The sequence below is a fragment of the Pseudarthrobacter sp. N5 genome, from assembly GCF_050157035.1.
Taxonomy (GTDB): Bacteria; Actinomycetota; Actinomycetes; order Actinomycetales; family Micrococcaceae; genus Arthrobacter.
Map to the genome: position 1 here is coordinate 2132196 of NZ_CP189593.1, position 23372 is coordinate 2155567.

21 protein-coding genes are annotated in these 23372 nt (G+C 65.1%); 11 read left to right on the forward strand and 10 right to left on the reverse strand.

Annotation, left to right across the window (positions count from 1 at the left end; all coding sequences use genetic code 11):
* Nucleotides 1–75 precede the first annotated feature (75 nt).
* Entirely contained in the window at nucleotides 76–471 is a 396-nt protein-coding gene (locus ACQCST_RS10310) for an NUDIX domain-containing protein (RefSeq protein ID WP_426999146.1), read from the forward strand.
* Nucleotides 472–487: 16 nt separating this feature from the next.
* Here the strand turns inward: ACQCST_RS10310 and ACQCST_RS10315 are convergent, their stop codons facing one another.
* The 6 genes from ACQCST_RS10315 to ACQCST_RS10340 form a co-directional block, all read right to left on the reverse strand.
* Nucleotides 488–1357 carry a LuxR C-terminal-related transcriptional regulator gene (locus ACQCST_RS10315; protein ID WP_426995698.1) on the reverse strand — a complete coding sequence of 290 codons (870 nt, stop codon included), beginning with the start codon at nucleotides 1355–1357 and terminating at the stop codon, nucleotides 488–490.
* A gap of 27 nt (nucleotides 1358–1384) precedes the next feature.
* Entirely contained in the window at nucleotides 1385–2068 is a 684-nt protein-coding gene (locus ACQCST_RS10320; protein ID WP_426995699.1) for a TetR/AcrR family transcriptional regulator, read from the reverse strand.
* A complete protein-coding gene (locus tag ACQCST_RS10325) occupies nucleotides 2052–3251 on the reverse strand; it encodes an acetyl-CoA C-acyltransferase (protein ID WP_426995700.1) in 1200 nt (399 codons plus the stop codon). The genes ACQCST_RS10320 and ACQCST_RS10325 overlap by 17 nt, the downstream gene beginning before the upstream one ends.
* Nucleotides 3248–4873, reverse strand: coding sequence for an AMP-binding protein (locus ACQCST_RS10330; RefSeq protein WP_426995701.1), 1626 nt, complete (start codon nucleotides 4871–4873; stop codon nucleotides 3248–3250). Before ACQCST_RS10330 ends, ACQCST_RS10325 begins: the two co-directional genes overlap by 4 nt.
* 9 nt (nucleotides 4874–4882) lie before the next feature.
* Nucleotides 4883–6064, reverse strand: a complete 1182-nt coding sequence (locus ACQCST_RS10335) for an acyl-CoA dehydrogenase family protein (RefSeq protein ID WP_426995702.1) — start codon at nucleotides 6062–6064, stop codon at nucleotides 4883–4885.
* A 79-nt stretch (nucleotides 6065–6143) separates the two neighbouring features.
* Nucleotides 6144–7415, reverse strand: a complete 1272-nt coding sequence (locus ACQCST_RS10340) for a 3-hydroxyacyl-CoA dehydrogenase family protein (protein ID WP_426995703.1) — start codon at nucleotides 7413–7415, stop codon at nucleotides 6144–6146.
* Nucleotides 7416–8532: 1117 nt separating this feature from the next.
* On the opposite strand from ACQCST_RS10340, the gene hrpB reads away from it, so the two are divergent.
* Nucleotides 8533–11175: an ATP-dependent helicase HrpB gene (gene hrpB / locus ACQCST_RS10345; protein WP_426995704.1), complete on the forward strand. Its 2643-nt coding sequence runs from the start codon at nucleotides 8533–8535 to the stop codon at nucleotides 11173–11175.
* An 87-nt stretch (nucleotides 11176–11262) separates the two neighbouring features.
* Here hrpB and ACQCST_RS10350 read toward each other — a convergent pair whose 3' ends face one another.
* A complete protein-coding gene (locus ACQCST_RS10350) occupies nucleotides 11263–11928 on the reverse strand; it encodes an alpha/beta family hydrolase (protein ID WP_426995705.1) in 666 nt (221 codons plus the stop codon).
* Nucleotides 11929–12016: 88 nt separating this feature from the next.
* Here ACQCST_RS10350 and ligD point away from each other — a divergent pair, with 88 nt between their 5' ends.
* Entirely contained in the window at nucleotides 12017–13039 is a 1023-nt protein-coding gene (gene ligD, locus ACQCST_RS10355; RefSeq protein ID WP_426995706.1) for a non-homologous end-joining DNA ligase, read from the forward strand.
* A gap of 27 nt (nucleotides 13040–13066) precedes the next feature.
* Here the strand turns inward: ligD and ACQCST_RS10360 are convergent, their stop codons facing one another.
* A complete protein-coding gene (locus ACQCST_RS10360; RefSeq protein ID WP_426995707.1) occupies nucleotides 13067–13687 on the reverse strand; it encodes an L-threonylcarbamoyladenylate synthase in 621 nt (206 codons plus the stop codon).
* 148 nt (nucleotides 13688–13835) lie between these two features.
* Between ACQCST_RS10360 and ACQCST_RS10365 the strand changes: the two genes are divergently transcribed.
* On the forward strand, nucleotides 13836–14330 hold the full coding sequence (locus ACQCST_RS10365) for a hypothetical protein (RefSeq protein ID WP_426995708.1): 495 nt from the start codon (nucleotides 13836–13838) through the stop codon (nucleotides 14328–14330).
* 250 nt (nucleotides 14331–14580) lie between these two features.
* Nucleotides 14581–15021: a VOC family protein gene (locus ACQCST_RS10370; RefSeq protein WP_426995709.1), complete on the forward strand. Its 441-nt coding sequence runs from the start codon at nucleotides 14581–14583 to the stop codon at nucleotides 15019–15021.
* Nucleotides 15022–15270: 249 nt separating this feature from the next.
* Here the strand turns inward: ACQCST_RS10370 and ACQCST_RS10375 are convergent, their stop codons facing one another.
* Complete coding sequence (locus ACQCST_RS10375; RefSeq protein ID WP_426995710.1) at nucleotides 15271–15723, reverse strand: CHRD domain-containing protein; 453 nt, start codon at nucleotides 15721–15723, stop codon at nucleotides 15271–15273.
* 307 nt (nucleotides 15724–16030) lie between these two features.
* Between ACQCST_RS10375 and ACQCST_RS10380 the strand changes: the two genes are divergently transcribed.
* From ACQCST_RS10380 to ACQCST_RS10400, 5 genes are all read left to right on the forward strand, one after another.
* Nucleotides 16031–17242, forward strand: coding sequence for an inorganic phosphate transporter (locus ACQCST_RS10380; protein ID WP_426995711.1), 1212 nt, complete (start codon nucleotides 16031–16033; stop codon nucleotides 17240–17242).
* Nucleotides 17239–17460 (forward strand): hypothetical protein, encoded by a 222-nt coding sequence (locus ACQCST_RS10385; RefSeq protein WP_426995712.1) that lies wholly within the window; start codon nucleotides 17239–17241, stop codon nucleotides 17458–17460. The genes ACQCST_RS10380 and ACQCST_RS10385 overlap by 4 nt, the downstream gene beginning before the upstream one ends.
* A 247-nt stretch (nucleotides 17461–17707) precedes the next feature.
* Nucleotides 17708–18472 (forward strand): hypothetical protein, encoded by a 765-nt coding sequence (locus ACQCST_RS10390; RefSeq protein WP_426995713.1) that lies wholly within the window; start codon nucleotides 17708–17710, stop codon nucleotides 18470–18472.
* Nucleotides 18469–19344 carry a hypothetical protein gene (locus ACQCST_RS10395; RefSeq protein ID WP_426995714.1) on the forward strand — a complete coding sequence of 292 codons (876 nt, stop codon included), beginning with the start codon at nucleotides 18469–18471 and terminating at the stop codon, nucleotides 19342–19344. The genes ACQCST_RS10390 and ACQCST_RS10395 overlap by 4 nt, the downstream gene beginning before the upstream one ends.
* 13 nt (nucleotides 19345–19357) lie before the next feature.
* The gene (locus tag ACQCST_RS10400; protein WP_426995715.1) at nucleotides 19358–19987 is read left to right on the forward strand and encodes a dihydrofolate reductase family protein; all 630 of its coding nucleotides are present in this window, start codon (nucleotides 19358–19360) and stop codon (nucleotides 19985–19987) included.
* Nucleotides 19988–20004: 17 nt separating this feature from the next.
* Here the strand turns inward: ACQCST_RS10400 and ACQCST_RS10405 are convergent, their stop codons facing one another.
* Entirely contained in the window at nucleotides 20005–20469 is a 465-nt protein-coding gene (locus ACQCST_RS10405; RefSeq protein ID WP_426995716.1) for a hotdog fold thioesterase, read from the reverse strand.
* A gap of 175 nt (nucleotides 20470–20644) precedes the next feature.
* On the opposite strand from ACQCST_RS10405, the gene polA reads away from it, so the two are divergent.
* Nucleotides 20645–23305, forward strand: coding sequence for a DNA polymerase I (gene polA, locus ACQCST_RS10410; protein WP_426999147.1), 2661 nt, complete (start codon nucleotides 20645–20647; stop codon nucleotides 23303–23305).
* Nucleotides 23306–23372: the final 67 nt, after the last annotated feature.

The window sequence follows — 23372 nt, forward strand, 5'->3', positions numbered from 1 at the left end:
AGGAAAGCGTCCATACCGCAGACACACCTTCATCTGGCCTTCTCCTGCCATCTATTCGACAACCGCGGACGCACGCTGGTAACCCGCAGAAAACTGTCCAAGACAACATGGCCGGGCGTCTGGACCAACTCATTCTGCGGCCATCCTGCCCCAGACGAACCCTTCGAGGATGCCATCAGGCGCCGGGCGCGGCATCAACTGAGGATTGAGATCTGCGAGCCAGAATCCGTGCTCCCGGACTTCCCTTACCGGGCCGTGGATTCCTCCGGCATCTCCCCTGCCGTGGCCGGCCGTCTGGTCACGAAGAGGAAATTGGCGCGCTTGGTAACTCTAGGAAGCCGGCGTGGCCAAACGACAGCTATTGATCCGGGGATCCGACTGGCCGACGCGGGCCCGGGAGGACGGCTACCGAGGGTGTCAGATGGTTTGTGTGGGGTTCCACAACCGTCAACCACGGCCCCCAACCGCTAGATAATTTCCTGACCGGTCACGGCAAAAGGCGGAACCTGCGCGCAGCCACTACGGCCTCCGTGCGGCCGTGAACGTCCAGTTTCGTCATGATCGACTGCATGTAGCTCTTCACAGTGACTGCCTTGAGCGACAGCCGGTTGCCGGCTTCGGCATAGGAACAGCCGAGCGCCACTTGGGCGAGCACATCCGTCTCGCGTCGGGTGAGGCGTGGGGCGCCGCCCGGCGTGCCGTCGGAGCCGGCGTCGGAGCGCTCGAGCCGTGCGGTCACGGCGAGGATGCCCTGGGCGAGCTCGGGATCATCCGTGATGCGGGCAACGGAGAGGAGTTCGGCATGCGCAAGCCGGACGGTCTCAGGGAGGTCCCGGTCCCGTGGCTCCGCGGCCAGGCTGTGGACCATCCGGAGAATCGAGACCCGGTGGTCCACCTCGTCGCGAATCGCCAGTTCCCGTGAGATCCTCAAGGCGCCGGCGCTAAGTTCATCCACCACGTACTCGCCGATCGAGGTGCGCTCGCGCGTTGCTGCGTAGAGGATGCCCCGGGCACGGCCGTCCACGAGGATCGGGAGCGCGACCATGGTCCGCAGGCCCTCGATGCGCACGGCTTCGTCATGATGATGGGTGATGCGGTCGGAATCGAAGTAGTCGGCCACTCCGATGGTGCGCGCCTGGGAGAGGGCCCGTCCGCCGACCCCCTCGCCGGGCTGCACGCTGAGGTTTTTCAGGCCGCGTGTTGTGGTGCCGAAGAACTCGGTGATGGTGAGCTCGGTGCGGTTCACGAGGCCTGCGAAGAACACCCCGGTGCCCGTCCGGGAGTCGGTCTCCCTGATCGCTCGCTTCAGGAGATCGCGATCACTCGGCCGGCAAACGTCGTTGTCATGCCCTTTCATAGGGCCTTCCCCAGCTGGATGGAGCAGTTAGATGGAACGGCCGTCGAGCTTGTCCTGGATGCGACGCGCCACCTCAGCGGTGGGTGTTGAGCGGGAAAAAACGGCCACTACCAGGTCATCCTCGGCGGGGATGGATGCAGGGTCCCTCTGCGGCAGCACCCCGAAAATGCGCCGCACTGCCAGCAGCTCGTGTTCCAGGTTCTGGAGGGAACCACGGGAGGAATCCAGCATCATTTCGCGCAGTACGTAATTGTGTGTTGACGTCACCGCGGCGGCGAACCGGATTGCATCAAGCGTTGATATGCCGGGGAGAGCGTGGCGGAGGTAGTCCGAGAAAAGCCGTTCATACCGGGAAACCATGATCGTTTCCCGGTCCCGGAGTGCGGGTACGGCCTGCACCACGTGGTAGCGCTTTTGGGCCACTTTCCGGCGTTCGGAAAACTTGACGAAGACCAGTGCCGCGGCCTGGCAGACAGCCGCCCACGGATCCGGATGGCTCGCCGCCAGGTAGGTGGTCAGCTCACCGAGCAAGGCTTCGTGGTCCGCAAAGATTACGTCTTCCTTGGCGCGGAACTGGCGGAAGAAGGTGCTGCGGGAGATCCCGGTGGCCTGGGCAATGTCGTCAACGCTGGTCGGGTCGTAGCCATTGTCGGTGAACAGATCCAGGGCGGCCTCGGCCACCTCGGAACGGAAATTAGCCACTGATGCCATCCCGGTACAGTAGCAGCGCGTCACCCTGTCCGCCGCCGCCGCAGAGCGCGACGGCGGATTTGCCGCTGCCGCGCCGCATCAGCTCATGGACGGCGGAGACCACCAGCCGCGCTCCGGAGGCACCGATCGGATGACCAATGGCGATGGCACCGCCGTTGACGTTCACCGTGTCCAAGCCGAGGCCCAGGGCCGCAGCGGAGTGCGCCACCACCGAGGCGAAGGCCTCGTTGATCTCCACGAAGTCAAGCTCCCCGGCCGTCCAGCCGGCGCGGGCCAAGGCCGCGGTGATTGCCTGCGCCGGCTTGTCCGGCAGCGTTGTGTCAGGCCCGGCGATCTGCCCCGCGGGGCCGACGGCGGCCAGCACCTCGAGCCCGTGGGCATCGGCGTACGCACGGGTCACCAGAACCACGGCGGCGGCGCCGTCGCTCAGCGGCGAGGCATTGCCGGCCGTGACGGTCCCCGCCGCTGTGAAGGCCGGCTTCAGCCCGGCCAGCACCTCCTGGGTGGACTGCGGACGGACGCCCTCATCCTGGTTGGCCAGCGCGGGTGCGCCGCGTTTCTGCGGCACCGCAACAGGGGCAATCTCGGCGCTGTATCTCCCCTCGGCCTGGGCAGCGGCCGCCCGCTGGTGGGACGACGCCGCGATAGAGTCCTGCGCCTCGCGGGAGAGCTGAAGCTCCGCGTTGGCGCGGTCCGTGGCAATGCCCATCAGCTCCAGGTCAAAGGCATCCGTGAGTCCATCGTGGCCGGCCGAGTCCACGGCCGTGATGCCACCGTAGAGGTAGCCGGCACGCGAGCCGGTGAGCAGGTGCGGCGCCTGGCTCATGGATTCCTGGCCGCCGGCGACGACTACGTCCGCCTCGCTGAGTTTGAGCAGCCTGACGCCCTCGATGATGGCACTCAGCCCGGAGAGGCAGACCTTGTTCACGGTGACGGCGGGCGTGCTGAGCGGTATTCCTGCCGCCACGGCGCTTTGGCGCGCCGGGTTCTGACCCGCACCGGCCGTCAGGACCTGGCCCACGATGACCGCGTCGACGGCGGCCGGCTCGATCCCGGAACGTTCCAGTGCGGCGGCGATGGCGGCGGCGCCAAGCTGCACAGCGCTAAGCGAGGACAGCTGCCCCATCAGTTTTCCTTGAGGCGTACGGGCCGCGCCTACAATAACGATGTCCTCGCGGCTCATTTGGTGCTCTCCTTGCTGCTGCTGATGTCCAGGGCGCGCAATCGCGACTTCAGTACCTTGCCGGTGGAGTTGTGAGGGAGCTCCTCGGGGAAAATGATCCTGTCTGGAACCTTGAACCCGGCGATGAGGCCCTTGACGTGCGAGCGGATCTCCTCGGCCGTGACCCTGCTGGAATTGCTGCGGATGACAAAGGCCACCGGCCGTTCGCCCCATTTCTCGTGCGGGACACCAATCACGGCCACGTTCAGTACCGCAGGGTGGCTGATGATGGCTTGTTCTACCTCAATGGTGGAGATGTTTTCGCCGCCGGAGATGATGATGTCCTTGGCCCGGTCCTTGAGCTGGATGTAGCCGTCGGGATGCATGACGCCGAGGTCTCCGGTGTGGAACCAACCGCCGCGGAAGGCGTCGGCTGTGGCCTCCGGATCCTTGAAATAGCCGAGCATCACGTTGTTGCCCCGCAGCACGATCTCGCCCAGGGTTGCGCCGTCGGCCGGGACATCGCGCATGTCCAGGTCCACGATGCGTGCCGTCTCGGCCTGCAGCATCCCCACGCCCTGCCGGGAGATCTTCACGGCTCTGTACTGGGGGGGCAGGTCATCCCACTCCTTTTGGTACTCACAGATGGTGTATGGCCCGTATGCCTCGGTCAGCCCATAAACGTGGACCACGCTGATCCCGATTGACTCCAGGGACGTGATGATCGCGGGCGACGGCGGCGCGCCCGCCGTCGTGATCCGCAGCGGGACCTTCAGCTCGTGGGCCTGGGGCGCGCCGGCGATGATGCTGCACACCGTCGGGGCGCCGCACAGGTTCGTGACGCCGAGGGTGTCGATGGCGTCCCAGACGGTGTCCGCGCGCACCGCCCGCAGGCAGATGTGGACGCCCGCCACCGCCGTAATGGCCCACGTGGTGCACCAGCCGTTGCAGTGGAACATCGGAAGCGTCCAGAGGTAGCGCGTGTCACCGGTGAAGTGATTGTGGAAGATTTCCCCGAGCGAATTCAGATAGGCCCCGCGGTGCGAGTACAGCACGCCCTTGGGCTTGCCCGTGGTGCCTGAGGTGTAGTTCAGGGTGATCGGGGCGCGTTCGTCCTGGACGCCCCACGGAAGATCTGCGTCCTGGACTTCCGGCGCGGCGAGGAAATCCGCATACTGCCTTGCGCCCAGGCCCGCAGGGACATCCGGATATTTGATGGTGCTGTCAGGTACTTCGACCACCTCAGCCAGCTGCGTCAAACCCAGGTCCAGTCCCGCCACAGTGCCCAGAAGTTCCGAATCGGCAAACAGCAGCCTGGCTTCGGAATGCTCCAGGATGTACTGGAGCTCCCGGGCGGTCAATCGCGAATTCAGGGCCACCAGTACACCACCGGCCAGGGGGACAGCAAAGTGGGCAATCAGCAGTTCCGGCACATTCGGACACAGGAAGGCCACCCGATCCCCGGGCTGGATCCTGCTCTTGATGACCTTGGCCAGCCGCTGGACTTCGGCAGCGAAGTCCTGGTAGGTGTAGGACCGGTCGCCGTGGATAATCGCCGTCTTCTGCCCGAACACCTCGGCCGACCGCTGCAGGAACCGCAGAGGGCTCAGCGGAGATTCATTGGGAAGCTCAAATGTGGTCATGGTGAATCCTTAGGCGAAGGCGCTTTGTCCGGTGACATCGCGGCCGATCAATAGGGTCTGAATGCTTTGCGTGCCTTCATAGGTATGAATGGATTCGATGTCCAGCAGGTGCCGGATCACGTGGTTTTCCAGCAGGATGCCATTGCCGCCCAACATGTCGCGGGCAATGGAAGCCAGCTCGCGGGCCTTGCGGGTGTTGTGGTACTTCGCCATCGCGGCCTGGGTGGGGCGCATCTGGCCGGCCGCATCAAGGCCCGCCAAGTGGAAACAATGCAGCTGCATGCTGGTCAGCTCCGAGAGCATGTACGCCAGCCGCTCCTGGACCAGCTGGAACTTCGCCAGCGGCTTGCCGAACTGTGTCCGCTGCGTGGCATAGTTCAACGCGGCTTCGTAGACGGCGGTGGCGTGGCCGAGGGCAGACCAGGCCACACCCAGACGCGTGGCAACCAGGACTTCGGACGTGTCCTTGAAGGTGTGGGCACCGGGGAGCAGGTTAGCCTTTGGAATTCGTACGTTGTTGAGCTTGATCCGGGCCTGGTGGATGGCGCGCAGCGAGGCCTTTCCGGTGATGGTCTCGGCCTCGTAACCCTCCCGGTCCTGTTCCACCAGGAAGCCGCGGACGTTGCCGGCATCATCGCGTGCCCAGACCACCGTGACATCCCCGACGGAGCCGTTGCCGATCCACTTCTTCTCGCCATTGAGGACGTAATCCTCGCCGTCGAGTGAGGCGGTGGTTTCCAGGGCCACGGAATCCGAGCCGTGGTCGGGCTCCGTCAGGGCGAAGGCGCCGAGCTTTTCGCCGCGGGCCAGCGGACCGAGCCAGGTCTGGCGCTGGGCTTCCGAGCCAAAAAGGGCAATCGTCCGCAGTACCAGGCCGCCCTGGACTGCGATCACCGTGCCCAGCGAACCATCCCCGCGGGAGACCTCCATGTTGACCAGTCCCGCGGCCAGCGGGGACATCGGCTCCAGGCCCTGCACGTCAATGCCATCGGCCATCAGGTTCATGCTGCCCATCCGCTTGGCCAGGTGGGCGGGGAACTCGGCGCGTTCCCAGTAGTCGTTCATCTGCGGCAGGGCCTCCTCGGTGAAGGCCCGGGCACGCCTCCACACCTCGCGTTCGGCTGCGGGAATGTTCGCGAAGACGGCGTAGTAGTCCGTGTCCAGTGGTTCGGCGACGTCATAGTCAGGCATGGGCGTGCATCCTTAGCGGGAAGTTGTTCAAGAACGGCGTGGAGGGTAGCGGGGGTGAACCTGGGCGCATCCGGGCAAGCTATTGGGCAAATCCTGGGCCCGGGTGGAAATCTCGTCCCCACACGCGCCGGGACGCGCCGCTGCGGTCAAGCAGCGGCGTGAGGCCCCCCTGGTTTCGGGGGTAGTTGGCACCGAGAAGCATGCACAGATCCACTTCTGCCGGACCGGCCACCACCTTTTCGGCCAGCATCAGGCCCACCTCCTCGGCCAGGGCATCAAGGATCCGTGTCCTGATGGCGTCCGCGTCAGGGGGCGGCGCCGGACTGCCGACGTCGGCACCCGGCAGCAGTGCGGTGGCCTCGGGAAGCACGGTGCCGGACTTATCCAGGTAGCCGCTCAGCCGGGCATCCGCAATGGCAGCCAGGCTCGTGCTGACATAAAAACGGTCTGGGTAGGCGCCGTGCATGGTCTCGCAGATGTGCAGTTGGACCGCGGGTCCGATGAAACCCAGCAGCGTCAACGGAGTCATGGGCAGCCCCAGTGGGTCCAGGGCGTGGTCTGCCAGTTCAATATCCGCACCGTTATCAATGACATGCAGCAGTTCGCAGAACAGCCGGGTCAGGATCCGGTTCACCACAAAGCCCGGCGTATCCGTCACGAGGACCGCGGTCTTGCCCAGAAGCAGGGCGAGCGAACCGGCGGTGGCGAGGCTGACGTCGTCGTTATTTTCAGTCCTGACGATTTCCACGAGCGGCAGCACGGCCACCGGATTGAAGAAGTGCAGTCCAACGAGGCGCTCCGGATGGACCAGGCCGTGGCCCATCGTCGTCACGGACAGGGACGAGGTGTTCGTCAGCAGCAGCGCGTCAGTACGCAGCAGCGGCTCGATCTCCGCGAAGACAGCACGTTTGACGCTCAGCTCCTCGAAGACCGCCTCAATGACCACGTCACAGTTCCGGTACTCGCGCCTGTCCACCGTTCCGCGGACGAGACTGCCAAGCTCCCGCGCCGCCGTTCCGTTGAGTTGCCCGCGGCGCACCAGCTTCTCGAGGTGTGCGGCGATCCAGGCAAGCGCGCCATCCACCTTGGCCTGGGACAGATCGGTGATCAGGACCGGAACTCGAAGCTGCTGGGCAAAGACCATGGCGAGCTGGCTGGCCATGAGCCCGGCTCCGATCACTCCAACGCTGCGGACGGGGCGGGGGGCTGCGCCGGGAGCGCCTGCCGCCGCCTGCCGTTCAGAGTCGAGGAGGGCCGCGGCATAGGCACTGGCCGACTTTCCAGGCGATTTGCGGGCATCTTTGCCAGCCCCCGCGAGCGGGCCGGTTTCTACGACAGTGTCAGGAACCATACCACCGTTCTACAGTGAACCTTAGTGTCATGTCAAATGAAACTGAGTCCCAATGAATGATGCGCGGCCGCTTGGGTGCCATTGAGGATGAACCGTGACCTCTTGGATTTCGCGATTCTTCTGGGACGTTCTCCTCTTTCAGGCATAACGGCGGTTGTGCACAAAATGCACATCCGGACGTTCGGACTGCGTCCTACAGGGGCCGGATCGGGCCCCTTTGGGCATGTTTCAGGCGACGGGTGTGCGGCGGCTTCAACTGTCCTGGGTTATGGACCTCCTCGGGTTCTGGTGCCCCGCCATTTGGTGCATTCTTGGTCCGCCTTCGGGTTTTCGCTCTGACACCTGTCCATGCGGTGGCCCGATGCGTTGACCTGACTCCGGAAGAATTTTCGGAGATCTTCGTGCGGACCGCGGCCGCCGCCAGCCTTGCGTTCTAGGCGGGCATCCAGTCCTTGTTCGCCCTGACGCATCACGTGCGCGCCTGCAGCTGTGAACGCCGGAGCAGCGACGGGTGCCAAGAGATTCATCCAGCGCTGGCTAGGACGAACCCGCCATTCAATGTCCATGCGTGTACTGCCGTGCGCGGAGTCGGGAGCAAGAATGACACGTCCCGTTCCCACCAGATGGCCACCGGCATCAAACTCAATCTGGCTCGGTGTAACGACCCTTGTCGGGTGGGCTGTGATGGTCAGGTGGTACCCCCAGGGGTGCCTTGAAGTTCAGGTGGGCGGTGGTTCGCGGCGTGTACGGAAATCCCGGACGGTCTGCCAATTGCGCGCATCCTTCCGGGAAAGGAAAGCCCGCATGGTGGGTGACAGGCTGCCCCGGCAGCTCCCTGGCCGTGCCCCTGCATCGAAGGATGTCTGGGCCAGTCACGAGACTTGTGTCCCGCCGCCGGGGAGCCAGCGAAACGGGCGGGCGGGCTTGGCTGCGGTTGGCAACGGGAGGGGGCTGGTGCGGCATGGTAGCTCCAGGGTGAGGTTCCATGGCCGCTTCCTGACCGTCTAGTGACCGTACGGGACCGGCAGACCACCGGCCAACCCTTCGAAGCACTCCGGAGCCAGGCGCAGGACGTCATCGTCGCCCCGTGATGGGAGTTGGCAGGCACAATGGAGGCATGACTTCCCCGCCCGTCCGTCGGTACGCCGATGGCGTCAATGGCCAGTTCGATCTGGAAGCCATCGGGGCCGGGCTGGTCTTCGCAGGCTCGCTGGGGAAACTCGCCGCGGCGCTCCGTGCGGGAGGCCCGGCGGGAACCGCGGTGGTCCAGGCGCCTCCAGGTACGGGCAAAACAACGCTGGTTCCGCCACTTCTCGCCAACATCGCGGCCGCCACCACCGCAAGAAAAATCGGCCCGCGCGTCATCGTGACGCAGCCGCGCCGCGTTGCTGCCCGCTCGGCAGCCCGGCGCCTCGCCGCCCTGGATGGCAGCGGGCTCGGGGACAGGATCGGGTATACGGTCCGCGGCGAACGCCAGGCCGGCGCCAACACCCTGATCGAGTTCGTCACACCGGGAATCCTGCTCCGGCGCCTCCTCGCGGATCCGGGGCTGGAGGCAACCGACGCCGTCATCCTTGACGAAGTCCACGAACGCGGCCTGGAGACCGACCTGCTGCTCGGCATGCTCGCCGAGGTCCGGCAGCTTCGCACCGACTTCACGCTCGTCGCCATGTCTGCCACCCTGGATGCGCCGCGCTTCGCCGCTTTGATCGGAACGCACGACGGCGGCGGGCCGGCTCCCGTCGTCGACTGCCCTTCCGCGCTTTACCCTTTGGACGTGAGCTGGGCGCCTGCCGCCATGCCACGGCTGGATGGGCGGGGCGTGACACGTGCCTTCCTGGACCATGTGGCGGACACGGCCGCGGCGGCACATGACGAAGCACGTGCAACGGATCCCGCCATCGACGCCCTGGTGTTCCTCCCTGGTACCTGGGAGGTGGCATACGTTGCGGCCCGCCTGCGCGGCGGGAGCGGCACCGAAGTACTGGAACTGCACGGACAGGCCGGTCCGGCGGCGCAGGACCGCGCCGTGTCCGGACGTGAACCCGGCGGGACCGCGCGGATCATCGTTTCCACGGCGCTCGCCGAATCCTCCCTCACGGTACCCGGAGTCCGGCTGGTCATCGACTCGGGGCTATCCCGCGAGCCGCGGCGCGACGCTGCCCGTGGAATGACCGGATTGGTGACCGTGTCCTGCTCCCGGGCGTCCGCCGAACAGCGCGCCGGACGAGCTGCCCGGCAAGGGCCTGGAAGGGTGGTGCGCTGCTACGACCAGAAGGCCTTTGGTGCCGCACCGGCCCACCGGACCCCAGAGATCACAGTGGCTGACTTGACCGGCGCCGCCCTCGTCCTGGCCTGTTGGGGAGCGCCCGGAGGACGGGGGCTGGCGCTCCCGGACGCCCCGCCCCAGGCAGCCATGGCGGAGGCCGTTGAAGTGCTGCGCGAACTCGGCGCCGTGGACGTTGATGGCCACGCCACGGACCTGGGCAGGGCCTTGGCCAGGGTTCCTGCCGACCCGCGGCTGGCGCGGGCCCTCCTGGACGGCGCCGCCGTCGTGGGTCAACGCCTTGCGGCTGAGGCCGTCGCACTGGTGTCCGGTGATAAGCGTGCCCCGGGCGCTGATCTCGCGCGGCTGCTGACCACCCTGCGTGCCGGAAAGGATCCCGCGGCCGGGCGCTGGACCGAGGATGTCCGGAGGATGGAGACGATCGCGCGCCAGGAGCGGTCCGGCGTTGTGCCCTTCCCAATCGCCGTACCGGTGGCTGCCGCGGAGGCAGTTGGTTTCGTCGTCGCGCTGGCGTTCCCGGACCGCGTGGCACGCCGTGTCCACGGCCAGGGGCCGGAGCGCTACCTGCTGGCGTCCGGAACGCAGGCGGGCCTCCCTGCCGGCAGTCCCTTGTCCGGGCATGAATGGCTTGCCGTGGCGGAAGTATCGCGCGCTCAGGGGCGCGACGCTGCAGGGACCGGCGCCGCCATCCGTTCAGCAGCACCACTGACGGACGACACCGCGGAGGCTGCCGCCCGCCACCTCCTGGCCGAAGTAGTGGAGGCGCGTTTCAGCCAGGGCCGGGTCACCGCCCGGCGGGAGCGCCGGCTGGGAGCGATCGTACTGTCTTCCACGCCGGTCCGGCCATCCGCGGACGAGGGACGCCCGGCCGTGGCCCGCGCGCTGGAAAAGGAAGGCCTGGAACTGATCGGCTGGTCGACCGCGGCGGATGCGTTGCGGCGCCGCCTCGCCCTGCTCCACCGGGAACTGGGTGAGCCCTGGCCGGACGTTGCCGAGCTGGCTTTGCTTTCCCGGCTTGACGAGTGGTTGGCACCGGAGCTTGAGGCCTTGGCCGGCGGGGCAGCCACGAACGGGATAGACCTCGCCGATCCGCTGCGGCGATTGCTGCCGTGGCCCGACGCCACCCGGCTCGGCGAGCTGGCACCCGAGCGGCTCGAGGTACCCAGCGGTTCGCGGGTGGCAATCGACTATCCGGAAGTCGGTGACGACTCCGGCCGTCCAGTGGTGGCGGTCAAACTGCAGGAGTGCTTCGGCTGGGCACAGACGCCGCGGTTGGTGAACGGGCGGGTACCGGTGCTGTTCCACCTGCTCTCGCCCGCCAGACGGCCGTTGGCAGTGACCGACGACCTCGCCTCCTTTTGGTCCGGCCCCTATGCGCAGGTCCGGACAGAGATGCGGGGCCGCTATCCGAAGCATCCCTGGCCGGAGGACCCGTGGACGGCGCCGGCGACGGCAAGGACCAAGGGCAGGTGAAAGCCAGCCCCTGGGGGGGGCCGGAGACGTGCCCGACGCCGGGGAGTAGCTCGTCTTCCGCTTCCGTTGGGCATCACTGCCGCGCAGTCAGCCGTGCGAGCGCATGAATGCGGCCACCGGTCCCGCCAGCGATGCACCCACCTCTTCCGCACCGCGCTTGACGCCCGCGACACCGAACGAGTGGTCGCCGCCCTCGCTCCATTCGAGCGTGGCGATCGGGCCGATGCGGGCAACCACTGCCTCGAGCAGCTCGCGGGTGGCGAACGGGTCGCGCGTGCCCTGGAGGAAGAGCATCGGCACCTTCAGGCCGTAGAGGTGCTCGTCGCGGATCTTGTCCGGCCTGCCAGGCGGGTGCAGGGGATAACCAAGGTAGACCAGCCCCGCCGCCGGCATGTCGTCGGCGACTGCCATCGAGGCCATGCGCCCACCAAAGGACTTCCCTCCTGCCCACAGCGGCTCGCCCGCCGAGCGGGCTGCGGCCTCGGTCATGGCTGCCCGCCATGCGGCGATGGCTGCGGGCGGACGGTCCGGGAACTTCCTGCCCGCTTCCCGGTAGGGGAAATTGAAACGGAGAGTTGCCACGCCGTCGTCGTTCAACGCCTGGCTGAGACCCCGCAGGAAGGGATGATCCATTCCGGCGCCGGCGCCATGGGCAAGCACCAGCGAGGCGAACGGCCTGTCGGGCCGGGCGTAGACCCCGGAGACTGACGCATCGCCAATCGTGACGGCTATGGGGAACTCAGTGGTGGACATTCATTAATGATGCCGGATTGCTTCCCGGGCTGCGGAACAGAGCCTGTATGCGCTGACGCGCCAAGCCTCGGGGGAGTACATTGTCCCCATGGCCAGCGAACAAGCCCACGTCGCCGTCAGCGGACCGCACGGACCCCGTGACATACGGATTTCCAGCCCCGGGAGGGTCCTGTGGCCGGAACCGGGAATCACCAAGCTGGACCTCGCGCACTACGTCGCGGACGTGGGGGAGGCTTTCGTCGCGGCGAACGGTGACCGCCCTGTCTCCCTGCAGAGGTTTTCGGACACCATCGACGGCGAACAGTTCTTTTCAAAAAATCCCCCGAAAGGCGCGCCGGACTTCGTGCGGTCGGTGACCGTGGTCTATCCCAGCGGGCGGTCGCATCCACAATTGGTCATCGACGAGCCTGCAGCGGCCGTCTGGGCAGTACAGATGAACACGGTGGTTTTCCATCCCTGGGCGTCCCGAGCCGGAGACCCGGACAAACCCGACGAGCTGCGGATTGACCTGGACCCGCAGCCCGGCACCGGTTTCGAGGATGCGATACCCGCCGCCCAGGAATTGAGGTCTGTGCTCTCCGAGGCCGGGCTGACAGCATTCGTCAAGACTTCCGGAAACCGCGGACTTCATGTGTTTGCCCCGATCGAACCGACTCACGAGTTCCTGGATGTGCGCCATGCGGTGATCGCGGCGGCCCGCGAACTTGAGCGGCGGATGCCGGACAAGATCACCACGGCCTGGTGGAAAGAGGAACGTGGTACCCGGGTATTCGTTGATTTCAACCAGGCCAACCGTGACCGGACCATGGCGGGTGCCTACAGCCCGCGTGCCCTTCCGGAGGCACAGGTTTCCTGTCCTGTCCGCTGGGATGAGCTGGAGGCTGCGGACCCCAAGAATTACACCGTCGCGACCGTGCCAGGTCGGCTGAAGACCACAGGGGATCCCTGGGCCGGCATGCACTCACGGCCAGGGACTATCGACGCCCTCCTGGGCTGGTGGGAACGCGATGCTGCGGCCGGGCTGGGCGAGCTCCCCTTTCCGCCGGATTTCCCGAAGATGCCGGGCGAGCCTCCGCGGGTGCAGCCCAGCAGGGCACGCAACAAGAGTTAGCCCGCCGTCCGGTCTCCGGCAGCACGCCTACTCAAAGCGGGAGGGGTCGCCGGTTCCCCGGCGCACGATCTCGGCAGTGCCGGAAGAAAAGTCCACAACCGTGGTGGGTTCGGCACCACAGTCACCTGAATCAACCACGGCGTCCACCTCGTGGTCCAGACGTTCCTTGATTTCCCAGCCTTGTGTCAGCGGATCCTCCTGGTCCGGCAACAACAGTGTGCTGGAGAGTATCGGCTCGCCCAGCTCGGCCAACAGCGCCTGGACGAACCGGTGGTCGGGGATGCGTACCCCCACCGTTTTCTTCTTCGGGTGGAGCAACCGCCGGGGGACCTCCTTGGTGGCCGGCAGGATAAAGGTGTAGCTGCCTGGCGTGACCGACTTGATGCTGCGGAAAACGTCATTGCCGACGTTCACGAACTGGCCCAGCTGGGCGAAGTCCTTGCAGACAAGAGTGAAGTGATGCTTGCTGTCGAGGCGGCGGATGGTACGGATCCGGTCCAATGCCTCCTTATTGCCCATCTGGGCACCGAGGGCATAACACGAGTCGGTGGGATAGGCGATCAGCCCTCCGGACTTCACAAGGTCCACAATCTGACTGATTGCACGGGGCTGCGGATCCTGCGGGTGCACATCAATAAATCTCGCCATAACTAGAGCCTACGGCCCACCGCTGGCTTACGCACCCACGGACCCCTGGGCAATCGTGGCTGTTCCTTAATGTCGTTGTGAGGCAGGGCAGAAGGACAGCAGTGCAGGCATTTACGGCGTCCCGTGGAGCAGGTGAAAGAATGACGGCATGGCACGCGAACGCATAGTTGTCGGTCTGGCCTGCGGCACTGAGGGCGAGATCCTCATCCGGCGTGCGGCCGGAATTATCAACCGGAGCGGCGGCGGCGAGCTACTGGCCGTCCACCTACGGACGTCCGTCGCAGCAGCGGCAGAATCTCCGCAGGCGCTGGAAGCCCAGCGACGTCTGGCAGCGCAGCTGGGCGGCAGTTATCACACGGTGGCGGAGGAAGATCCGGTCCGGGCCCGGCCCGATTTCGCACGGGCAGCCAGCGCCACACGGATCCTGGTGGGTACTCCGCGCCGTCGGCGCTTCGGAAGGTCGCTGACAGGGCCGGGCACGGGTGAAGCCGTTGTCCGGGATTCCGGAGAACTGGATGTCCAGATTGTGCCTCATCGGGAGGGGCATGCCAGAACCGTGCGGCCCCGCCGCCTCGACCTCGGCCGGCGTCGTGTGCTCTTCGGATTCGCCGCGGCTGTCCTGATCCCGGTCGCGCTGCAATGACTGCTTCTGGCTGGGATTCCCGACCACAACGTGGCCACGTCCGTGCTGGTACAGCTCACAGGAGACGCGCCGGTTCCGCAGCCTATGCGTTCGAACGCTTCCTGATTCCGTGGAACGTCCGGATCTATGAAGCGGGAAGGGATAGAGGCAACATAGGGAATGTCCGTTCGGACCTGTCCGGCCCATTCCACGATGGCCGGCCGCACCCGCTTCAGATCCGGTGACAGACCAGATACGAGGAGTTACGACAATGACCACCAAGCTCAACCCCTACCTTGGCTTCCGGGACAACGCACGGGAAGCCATGAACTTCTACCAGTCCGTCTTCGGAGGCGAGCTGACGCTCAGTACCTTCGGCGAGTTCCACGCAAGCGAGGATCCGGCCGAAGCTGACAAGATCATGCACGGTCTGCTGGCCACAGACAACGGACTGACCCTGATGGGCTCGGACACGCCCAACACCATGGACCACACGCCCGGAAACACTTTCACTGTCTCCCTCAGCGGTGAAGACGACGCCGAGCTCCGCGGCTACTGGGATCAGCTGTCCGGCAGCGGCTCAGTGACAGTGCCGCTTGAAGTCGCGCCGTGGGGAGACAGTTTCGGTATGTGCACCGACAAATTCGGTGTTGCGTGGATGGTGAACATCACCGGTGCTCAGCCCATGTCGGCACAGCCGGAACAGGCATAGCCCGGAGTAGGCACAGCCCGGATTGGAGACGGCTTCCTCGCCACGAAATAGGCGTTGAAAGGATCCTCGTCCAGTTCCTTGACTTCCAAGGAAAGTACGGCGGCGGCTGGCGGACCAGCTGCCGTCGGCGGATTTTGGCGTCGGCGGGGTAGGGAGTCCCTGATCCACAGCTCACGTTTTCGCTGATCACCAGCGTCCGAGCCAGCGCCAGCGTACTGACCCCCCCCCCCCCCCGGCCGGAATGAGCTGCTACTTGAGCTGGCCCCGGATCTCGCCGCCCGGAAATGCGGCCGTGTGGACATTGACGTAGTAGGCACGTGGGTTGGCAGCGACCGCCGCGAGCAGCCCGGCGTCGGCAGTTGTGCAGGTTTCAACGGTCCAGCTGGTGCCTGAACCTACTGTGAGCGGGATAACCACGGGACCGGCGGTATGCCGCGGGGCCAGATGGATATGGGCGGCACCCGCGGGACCCGACAGCTCGCGTGCCTGCAAGGTGTAGCACAACTGGCTGCCGCTGATGGTATAGCTGAAGAATCCGCTGGCTCCGGTATTGGAGCCGGTGACTTCCTGTTCCGTATTGAGGGGAATTGCAGGCACCCCACCGGGAGCGGCCGCGGCAGCGCCCACGTTGCTTAAAGCCAGGGCCGCAATGGCCACGAGGGCTGCCAGGGCACGGGTCCGGGCGCGGTTGTCAGTGTTCATGATCACATTCTCCTTTTGTAGGCCCCAGATTCGCCACGTTACGCCTGGACCAAAGAGCAGGCAACGGCTCCAGCAAATGAGCTGAAACCCGGGCACGGCAATGAAACCGGAGGCCTCTGCGGAGTTGTTCCCGGCAGGTCCTGCCGTGTTTTGACCTGATGCCTCTGGCGCGTACGATTTGTAGGGTTTCAAACCGGTTCTGCGAACACCGCAAGTCATTCCAGCCAAACGGCTGGTGAACTATGCTTTGCAGGGCAGGCAGGGGAAGTGGAACTGCTGAACGTCGACTCTGCAGATTGGGCAACAGGTGGAAATCACCTTCATGGTGGCGCTGGTTATCGCGCTGGCACTTTTTTTCGACTTCACCAACGGATTTCATGACACGGCCAACGCAATGGCCACGCCCATTGCCACAGGTGCCATCAAACCCAAGACCGCCGTCATGCTTGCAGCGACCCTGAACCTGGTTGGAGCCTTTCTCTCGACGGAAGTGGCCAAAACCATTTCCGGCGGGATAATCCGCGAAGGCGCCGAGGGCATCCATATCACTCCGGACATCATCTTTGCCGGCCTGATGGGTGCCATTCTGTGGAACATGATCACCTGGCTTAAGGGGCTGCCCTCGAGCTCCTCCCATGCACTCTTCGGCGGACTGATCGGTGCCGCAATTGTCGGTATCGGCATCCACTCGGTGAACTTTGAGACCATGCTCCAAAAGGTGATTCTCCCCGCGATCTTCGCGCCCGTGATCGCGGGGCTGGTCGCCTACCTCTGCACCCGTGTTGCCTACGCGCTGACATCCCGGCATGACCCCGAGACCGGTGACAAACTCACCCAAAAGCGCGGAGGATTCCGGACCGGTCAGATCTTCACATCGAGCCTCGTCGCCCTCGCCCACGGCACCAATGATGCGCAAAAAACCATGGGCATCATTACCCTGGTACTTATCTCCGCCGGAACGCAGGCAACCGGATCCGGGCCGCAGCTCTGGGTCATTGGTGCGTGTGCCCTGGCGATTGCCGTTGGCACCTACGCCGGCGGTTGGCGCATCATCCGCACTATGGGGTCGGGGCTCACGGAAGTGAAACCTGCACAGGGCTTCGCTGCCGAGACCAGCACGGCCTCGGCAATCCTGGCCTCGTCCCATCTGGGCTTTGCGCTGTCCACGACACAGGTGGCCTCCGGGTCCGTCATCGGGTCAGGGCTCGGCCGCAAGGGGACGTCGGTGCGGTGGGGCACAGTCGGCCGCATCGTCGTCGGCTGGCTTTTCACACTTCCGGCCGCAGGCATCATGGGAGCGCTGACAGCACTGCTGGTGAAGACCGGTGTTGCGGGAGTCGTGATCGCTGCGGTGGCCGGCACAGGAGCAGTGCTGTTTATGTTCGCCGCTTCCCGCAAGTCCCAGGTCGGACACCACAACGCCGTGGAGGTGGAGGAAGCCGGACACGCCGTACGCTTCAGGAAAAGGAAGTCCGGCGCCGGAGGCAAAACCAACACGTTGAAGGGGCCGCAGCGATGAAGTGGTTGGATCTTCTCACCGTCGCCGGAGCAACCCTGGTGTCCGCGCTGACCGTCGTCGTCCTGTACTCACTTGGCGTCAGGCTGACAGCCATCGCCGGGGACGCCGAACAGGTCACTCCACGCTGGATGCGCTCTCTGGCCTATCTCTGCTTTGGCCTTTGCGGCACGGCCGTCCTTTTCGGGCTCTATCTCATCATCCCGTACTTCAGCAAGTAGCGCGGGAAGGAGCCTCACCGGCTCTGGCGCATATTTCCAATCGGGGGAATAATTAACCCTGTTGCAAAGCCGTCAATGTCCGGGTCCTCCGAGGAGGTCCTTTTTTCCGTAGTCGTCTACAGGCTGGTTCCCCGGCGGGAACATTGGGCAGGTGCGTTCTCCCATGCACACTCACAACGGCACCCGTCTACGGGTAGCCAGAGCCGCCACTCTTCTCTGTCTCGTGGCGGTGCCCTGCAGTTGCGCCGTGCCGTATTCAGCTGGCGGGGAGCAGGGGCAGAGCCCGGCCACGGCCACGCAAGGAGTGGCGGAACCCACTGCTGACCCGCTTCCCGGGCCCGCCGGCGGGGACGCACCCCCGGGGGCCGATGCGCCGGTCCTCCGCTGGATCCCCATCGGGCCGGCCAGTCCCGCGGACCCGCCCGAAGGAACCCTGTACGAACTGGTCCGCAGCCGTGACTGCGCCGGTCTCCGGGAGTCGACCCTGAATGCCGCGATCCCCGAAGTCTGGAAAGCCGCGGAGTCCGCTTGTTTCGCGCTGGCAGGGGATCGGCCGGTGGACTGGCAGGCCGCCGCCGCAGCGCTTTTACAGGTGCCGAAGTTGCCGCCAGGGCGCTGTTGGGAAACCGCCGTCACCGAGTCGGTGCGCCAGGTAGTGGCTTTCAGGGCCGCTCATCCGGCTGCCGCAATCCCGCTGGTAACGGAGGGAGCGGGCGATGACTGCCCGCGCAGGCTGACAGGACTCACAGCGCTGGATGACCAGGACCAAGCGGTGGGCATCCCTGGCCAGGCCACAGGGCCGGCTGCCGGCCGAAGCTCGGTCCGGGTCACGGCGGTGGCCTCACCGGAAGTTTCCGGTGGGGCGGTTTTCGTCTACCAGGACCCGGCCAGCGCAACAGCCGTATCAACAACGGCCAGCAACACCCCGACGTCGGCCGCTCCACAGGCTGACGGCCGGCCATCGCCGGCTGGAAACCCCGTAACGCTGCCAGCCACAGCCGGGCAGCCGTGAGCGAGGACAGGAGCCTGGCTGATTCTCGGTGGCAGCGTGCCTTCGATATCCTGGCCGTGATCGGCCCGCCCCTGACAGTTGCCACCGCCCTGCTGGTCTACTTCGGCTGGGCGCGCACCGATGCCCAGGCCAAAGCGATGGGATTCGATGTGAGCCTGCTGGGATACAGCGTTCAGGACCTTGTGCTCCGCAGTATCCCGTCGTTGTTTGTTCCGCTGGTCTGGCTGCTGATTGCGTCCGTGCTCTGGCTCGCTACGGACACGTTCCTGGGTGGTCAGCGCACAGCCGGCCACCGGACCGCACAAATCCGGTGGTTCGCCATGCTTGTTATGGCGGCCGGCGCAGCAACTGCGGTTGCCACGTGGCTGGTGATGATTCTGCAGCCGGAGCGCACGCTGCTGTACGTCCCCTATGTCATGGCCGCAGGGGTGCTGCTGGCCGCGTGGGGGCTGAGCCTGTGGCGGCGTTCCAGCGCGAGGCGCGGTCCGAACTTCCTTGCCGGGCCGCGTGGCCTTGAGCGGACGCTGGTCTTCACTCTGGTCACCCTGCTGCTTTTCTGGGGCACGGCGGACTATGCGCAGGCACTGGGCCGACGGCTGGCCGTGAGTTACGAGGAACGGTCCGGCCTCCTGCCCACCGCTGTGGTCTATAGCAGAGACCGCCTCGGAATCAGCGCTCCGAACGTCTTGGAGGACTCGACGGGCACAGCAGGCAAAGAACTGTATAAGTACTCCGGGCTGCGCCTCCTGGTTGTCAGCGGCGGCCGGATCTTTCTGCTTCACGACGGCTGGACACTGCGAAACGGCAAGGTGGTGGTGCTCCCGGATAATCCAAGCGTGCGCATTGAGTATGGGAACCCTGAGTCGAAATGACTAGTCTGGATCCATGTCCAGTCTCCAGTATTTCGTTGCCTCTTCCCTCGACGGGTTCATCGCGACCGCAGACGACGATCTGGCCTGGCTACTGCAGTTTGACGGCTTTGAAGGCGGTAAGGAAAGCTACGATTCCTTTATCGAAGGAGTCGGCTGCATCGTTATGGGCGGCGGGACCTTCAACTGGATCCTGGCCAACGATCCCGGAGGCTGGCCCTATCCGGTCACACCCTGCTGGATTTTCACCCATCATGAGCTCGCCGCGCCGCCGGGCTCGGACATCACCTTCGTGCGTGGAGACGTCCGCGAATTCATCCAGGATTTCAAACGGGACGCTGAGGACAAGGACGTCTGGATTGTGGGCGGCGGTGACCTCGCGTCACAGTTCGCCGACGCCGGGCTGTTGGACGAGCTGATTGTCTCGATCATTCCCGTCGTGTTGGGAGACGGGAAGCCCCTGCTGCCCATGGAAGGCCCGACGCCGCCGCTTCAGCTGACTGCCTCGCGCACACTGGGACGCGGGGTTGTGGAGCTGCGCTACCGTTTCGGCAACGGCGGCAACGGCGGCAACGGCGGCAACGGCGGCAACGCCGCCAGTGCGGCCAGCGCAGCCAACGCGTCTGGGGCAGCCGGATCAAACTGACGCCGGCCCACCTTCGGCTAAGCGCCGATGTCGCGGATCAGATTGGTGATGCGCGCTGTGGAAAGGCGGCGGCCCTGTTCGTCTGTCATGACAACTTCGTGGGTGGTCAGAGTGCGGCCCAGATGAATCGCGGTGCAGGTGCCGGTGACGGTCCCGGCGGCGATGGCACGGTGATGGGTTGCCCCCACCTCTATTCCCAACGCCTGGCGCCGTGGCCCGGCATGCATTCCGGCCGCGAAAGACCCCAGCGTTTCAGCCAGCACCACGTGGGCGCCGCCGTGCAGGATGCCGGCCACCTGGGTATTTCCCTTCACCGGCATGGTGGCCACCGTCCGTTCCGGGCTCATCTCCAGAAACCGGATCCCCATCTTCACCACCAGTGTGCCCACGCCGTGCTCGCCGAGCCATGAGTGCATTTCCTCGGGAACCCCGGCGGCAAGCAGTTCGTCCGTGAAACGGTGGGAAGTGAAATTGTCCATCATGGCAACTAGGCTGGCACCTGTGAGCGAAACTACCAAACCGGCCCCTTCCCGATCAGCACCCTCTTCCCGATCAGGAGCGCAGACACTGGAAGCCCCTGAAGTCCCTGTGCCCGCAGGCCCGGCCGTGTCCGCAGCCGAAGCACCGGTGATCCCGCTGACGGACCAGCCGCGTCTGATGGTGCTGGATGGCCATTCCATGGCCTTCCGGGCGTTTTATGCACTCCCTGCGGAGAACTTCGCCACATCCACCGGGCAGCACACCAACGCGGTCCACGGCTTCGTCTCCATGCTGATCAACCTGATCAAGGAACAGAAGCCCACTCATGTGGCGGTCGCTTTTGACGTTTCGGATGACACGACGTTCAGGAAAGCCGAATACAGCGACTATAAGGGTGGCCGGAACGAGACCCCGCGCGAATTCAGCGGGCAGATCGACCTGATCGACAAAGTCATGGGTGCCTGGGGGATCAGGACCATCAAGATGCCCGGCTATGAGGCTGACGACATCCTGGCCACGCTTGCCGCGATGGGGGACACTGCCGGCTTTGAGGTGCTGTTGGTTTCCGGCGACCGCGATGCCTTCCAGCTGATCACTGACAACGTCTTCGTCCTCTATCCCAAGCAGGGCGTCAGCAACATTCCCAGGATGGACGCGGCCGCCATCCAGGAGAAGTATTTTGTGACTCCGCCGCAGTACTCGGATCTTGCCGCGCTTGTGGGCGAATCGGCCGACAACCTTCCGGGTGTCCCGGGAGTGGGGCCCAAAACGGCCGCCAAATGGATCAACCTCTATGGCGGACTGGAGGGAATCCTGGCGAATCTGGACGCCATCGGAGGCAAGGTGGGAGACGCCCTGCGCGAGCACATCGAATCGGTGAAACGGAACCGCCGGCTGAACCACCTGCTCCGTGACCTCGAACTGCCTGTCTCCCTGGATGATCTGGTGGAGCCGCGCCCGGATCAGGATGCCATCGAGGACCTCTTCGACACCCTGGAATTCAAGACACTTCGCACCCGGCTTTTCGCGCTGTATGGAAGTGACGCCTCGGCAGCGGAGGCGGAAACCATTAACGCGCCGGAGTTCGCGGTGCTGACGGGGCAGGCGGAGCTGGAAGCCTTCCTCGCAGGCGGCGTCGGGCAGCGTTCTGCCGTTGCCGCCGAGCTGGTTCCCGGCCGGATCGGCGAAGACGCTGTGGCCCTCGCCATTGTCCGTGCGGATGCCGCGGCCTATGTTGACCTCACGGTGCTGGATGCCGGCGCTGAAGGCGTGGTGGCAGGCTGGCTGGAGGACGCTGACTCGTTGAAGGTCATGCATGGCTTTAAGGCCTCGCTGAAGGCACTGGCCGCCCGCGGGCTGAGGCTTGATGGCGTGGTGGATGACACCGCCATCTCCGGATACCTCATCCAGCCGGACCGGCGCAGCTATGAGCTGGCCGAACTCGCCCAGCACCACCTTAAAATCAGCCTCTCGTCCGCCGCTGCCAAGACAGGCCAGCTTGAGCTGGCTTTGGGCGGGGACGAGGCCGCCGTCACGGCCGCGCTGGTCCAGCAGGCCGCCGTTGTGCTTTCGCTCAGCCGGCACTTTGAATCGGAGCTGAAAGACCGCAAGGCCGAACAGCTGCTGACCACCCTGGAGCTTCCGATCAGCCGGGTACTGGCTGATCTGGAAATGGCCGGGATTTCCGTGTCGATGGAGCGGATGAACGATCAGCTGGCGGATCTTTCCAAGGTCATCGACAATGCCCAGGAGCTAGCGTTTGCCGCGATCGGCCATGAAGTGAACCTGGGTTCGCCCAAGCAGCTACAGAGCGTTCTCTTTGAGGAACTGCAGCTCCCCAAGACCAAGAAGATCAAATCCGGCTACACCACGGATGCCGCGTCATTGAAGAATCTGCTGGAAAAGACCGGGCACGAATTTCTGGTCCAGCTGATGGCCCACCGTGAATCAGCCAAACTGCGCCAGATGGTGGAGACGCTCAAGAAGTCCGTTGCTGAAGACGGCCGCATCCACACCACCTATGCCCAGAATGTTGCTGCAACGGGGCGGATATCCTCCAACAACCCCAACCTGCAGAACATCCCGGTCCGCAGCGAGGAAGGCCGCCGGGTGCGGGGTATCTTCGTGGTCAGCGAAGGCTACGAATGCCTGCTGTCCGCGGACTATTCGCAGATCGAAATGCGCATCATGGCGCATCTCTCAGGTGACGCCGGGCTGATCAAGGCCTACAAGGAAGGCGAGGATCTGCACCGTTATGTGGGTTCTCACATCTTCCATGTGGATCCGGCGGAGGTCACCAGCGCCATGCGCTCCAAGGTCAAGGCAATGTCCTACGGCCTGGCCTACGGCTTGACGTCGTTTGGGCTGTCCAAGCAGTTGGAGATCTCCGTGGACGAGGCCCGCACGCTGATGAAGGACTACTTCGACAGGTTCGGGGCTGTGCGGGATTACCTCCGCGGCGTGGTGGATCAGGCGCGGATCGACGGCTACACCTCAACCATCGAAGGCCGGCGCCGCTACCTTCCGGACCTCACCAGCACTGACAGGCAGCTGAGGGAGATCGCTGAGCGCATTGCCTTGAACTCACCCATCCAGGGCTCCGCAGCGGACATCATCAAGCGCGCCATGCTGGGTGTCTCCGCGGAGCTCGCCTCGCAGGGCCTCAAATCGCGGATGCTGCTGCAGGTCCATGACGAGCTGGTGCTTGAAGTAGCCAACGGCGAACTCGCCGCAGTGGAAAGGCTGGTGACGGAGCAGATGGGCTCCGCGGCCACACTGACAGTTCCGCTGGACGTCCAGATCGGCGTCGGCTCCAGCTGGCATGACGCCGGCCACTGACCCGGGGCAGTGCATTCCTGCGGCGCTCCGGGCCGTGTCGCTCTGGCGGCGGCGCGGCACCGTTGGC

Excerpts from the sequence above, each read along its gene's own strand:
- ACQCST_RS10315 (WP_426995698.1), bottom strand. The coding sequence starts at position 1,357 with ATGAAAGGGCATGACAACGACGTTTGCCGGCCGAGTGATCGCGATCTC.
- ACQCST_RS10320 (WP_426995699.1), bottom strand. The coding sequence starts at position 2,068 with ATGGCATCAGTGGCTAATTTCCGTTCCGAGGTGGCCGAGGCCGCCCTG.
- ACQCST_RS10325 (WP_426995700.1), bottom strand. The coding sequence starts at position 3,251 with ATGAGCCGCGAGGACATCGTTATTGTAGGCGCGGCCCGTACGCCTCAA.
- ACQCST_RS10330 (WP_426995701.1), bottom strand. The coding sequence starts at position 4,873 with ATGACCACATTTGAGCTTCCCAATGAATCTCCGCTGAGCCCTCTGCGG.
- ACQCST_RS10335 (WP_426995702.1), bottom strand. The coding sequence starts at position 6,064 with ATGCCTGACTATGACGTCGCCGAACCACTGGACACGGACTACTACGCC.
- ACQCST_RS10340 (WP_426995703.1), bottom strand. The coding sequence starts at position 7,415 with ATGGTTCCTGACACTGTCGTAGAAACCGGCCCGCTCGCGGGGGCTGGC.
- hrpB (WP_426995704.1), top strand. The coding sequence starts at position 8,533 with ATGACTTCCCCGCCCGTCCGTCGGTACGCCGATGGCGTCAATGGCCAG.
- ACQCST_RS10350 (WP_426995705.1), bottom strand. The coding sequence starts at position 11,928 with ATGTCCACCACTGAGTTCCCCATAGCCGTCACGATTGGCGATGCGTCA.
- ligD (WP_426995706.1), top strand. The coding sequence starts at position 12,017 with ATGGCCAGCGAACAAGCCCACGTCGCCGTCAGCGGACCGCACGGACCC.
- ACQCST_RS10360 (WP_426995707.1), bottom strand. The coding sequence starts at position 13,687 with ATGGCGAGATTTATTGATGTGCACCCGCAGGATCCGCAGCCCCGTGCA.
- ACQCST_RS10365 (WP_426995708.1), top strand. The coding sequence starts at position 13,836 with ATGGCACGCGAACGCATAGTTGTCGGTCTGGCCTGCGGCACTGAGGGC.
- ACQCST_RS10370 (WP_426995709.1), top strand. The coding sequence starts at position 14,581 with ATGACCACCAAGCTCAACCCCTACCTTGGCTTCCGGGACAACGCACGG.
- ACQCST_RS10375 (WP_426995710.1), bottom strand. The coding sequence starts at position 15,723 with ATGAACACTGACAACCGCGCCCGGACCCGTGCCCTGGCAGCCCTCGTG.
- ACQCST_RS10385 (WP_426995712.1), top strand. The coding sequence starts at position 17,239 with ATGAAGTGGTTGGATCTTCTCACCGTCGCCGGAGCAACCCTGGTGTCC.
- ACQCST_RS10400 (WP_426995715.1), top strand. The coding sequence starts at position 19,358 with ATGTCCAGTCTCCAGTATTTCGTTGCCTCTTCCCTCGACGGGTTCATC.
- ACQCST_RS10405 (WP_426995716.1), bottom strand. The coding sequence starts at position 20,469 with ATGATGGACAATTTCACTTCCCACCGTTTCACGGACGAACTGCTTGCC.
- polA (WP_426999147.1), top strand. The coding sequence starts at position 20,645 with ATGGTGCTGGATGGCCATTCCATGGCCTTCCGGGCGTTTTATGCACTC.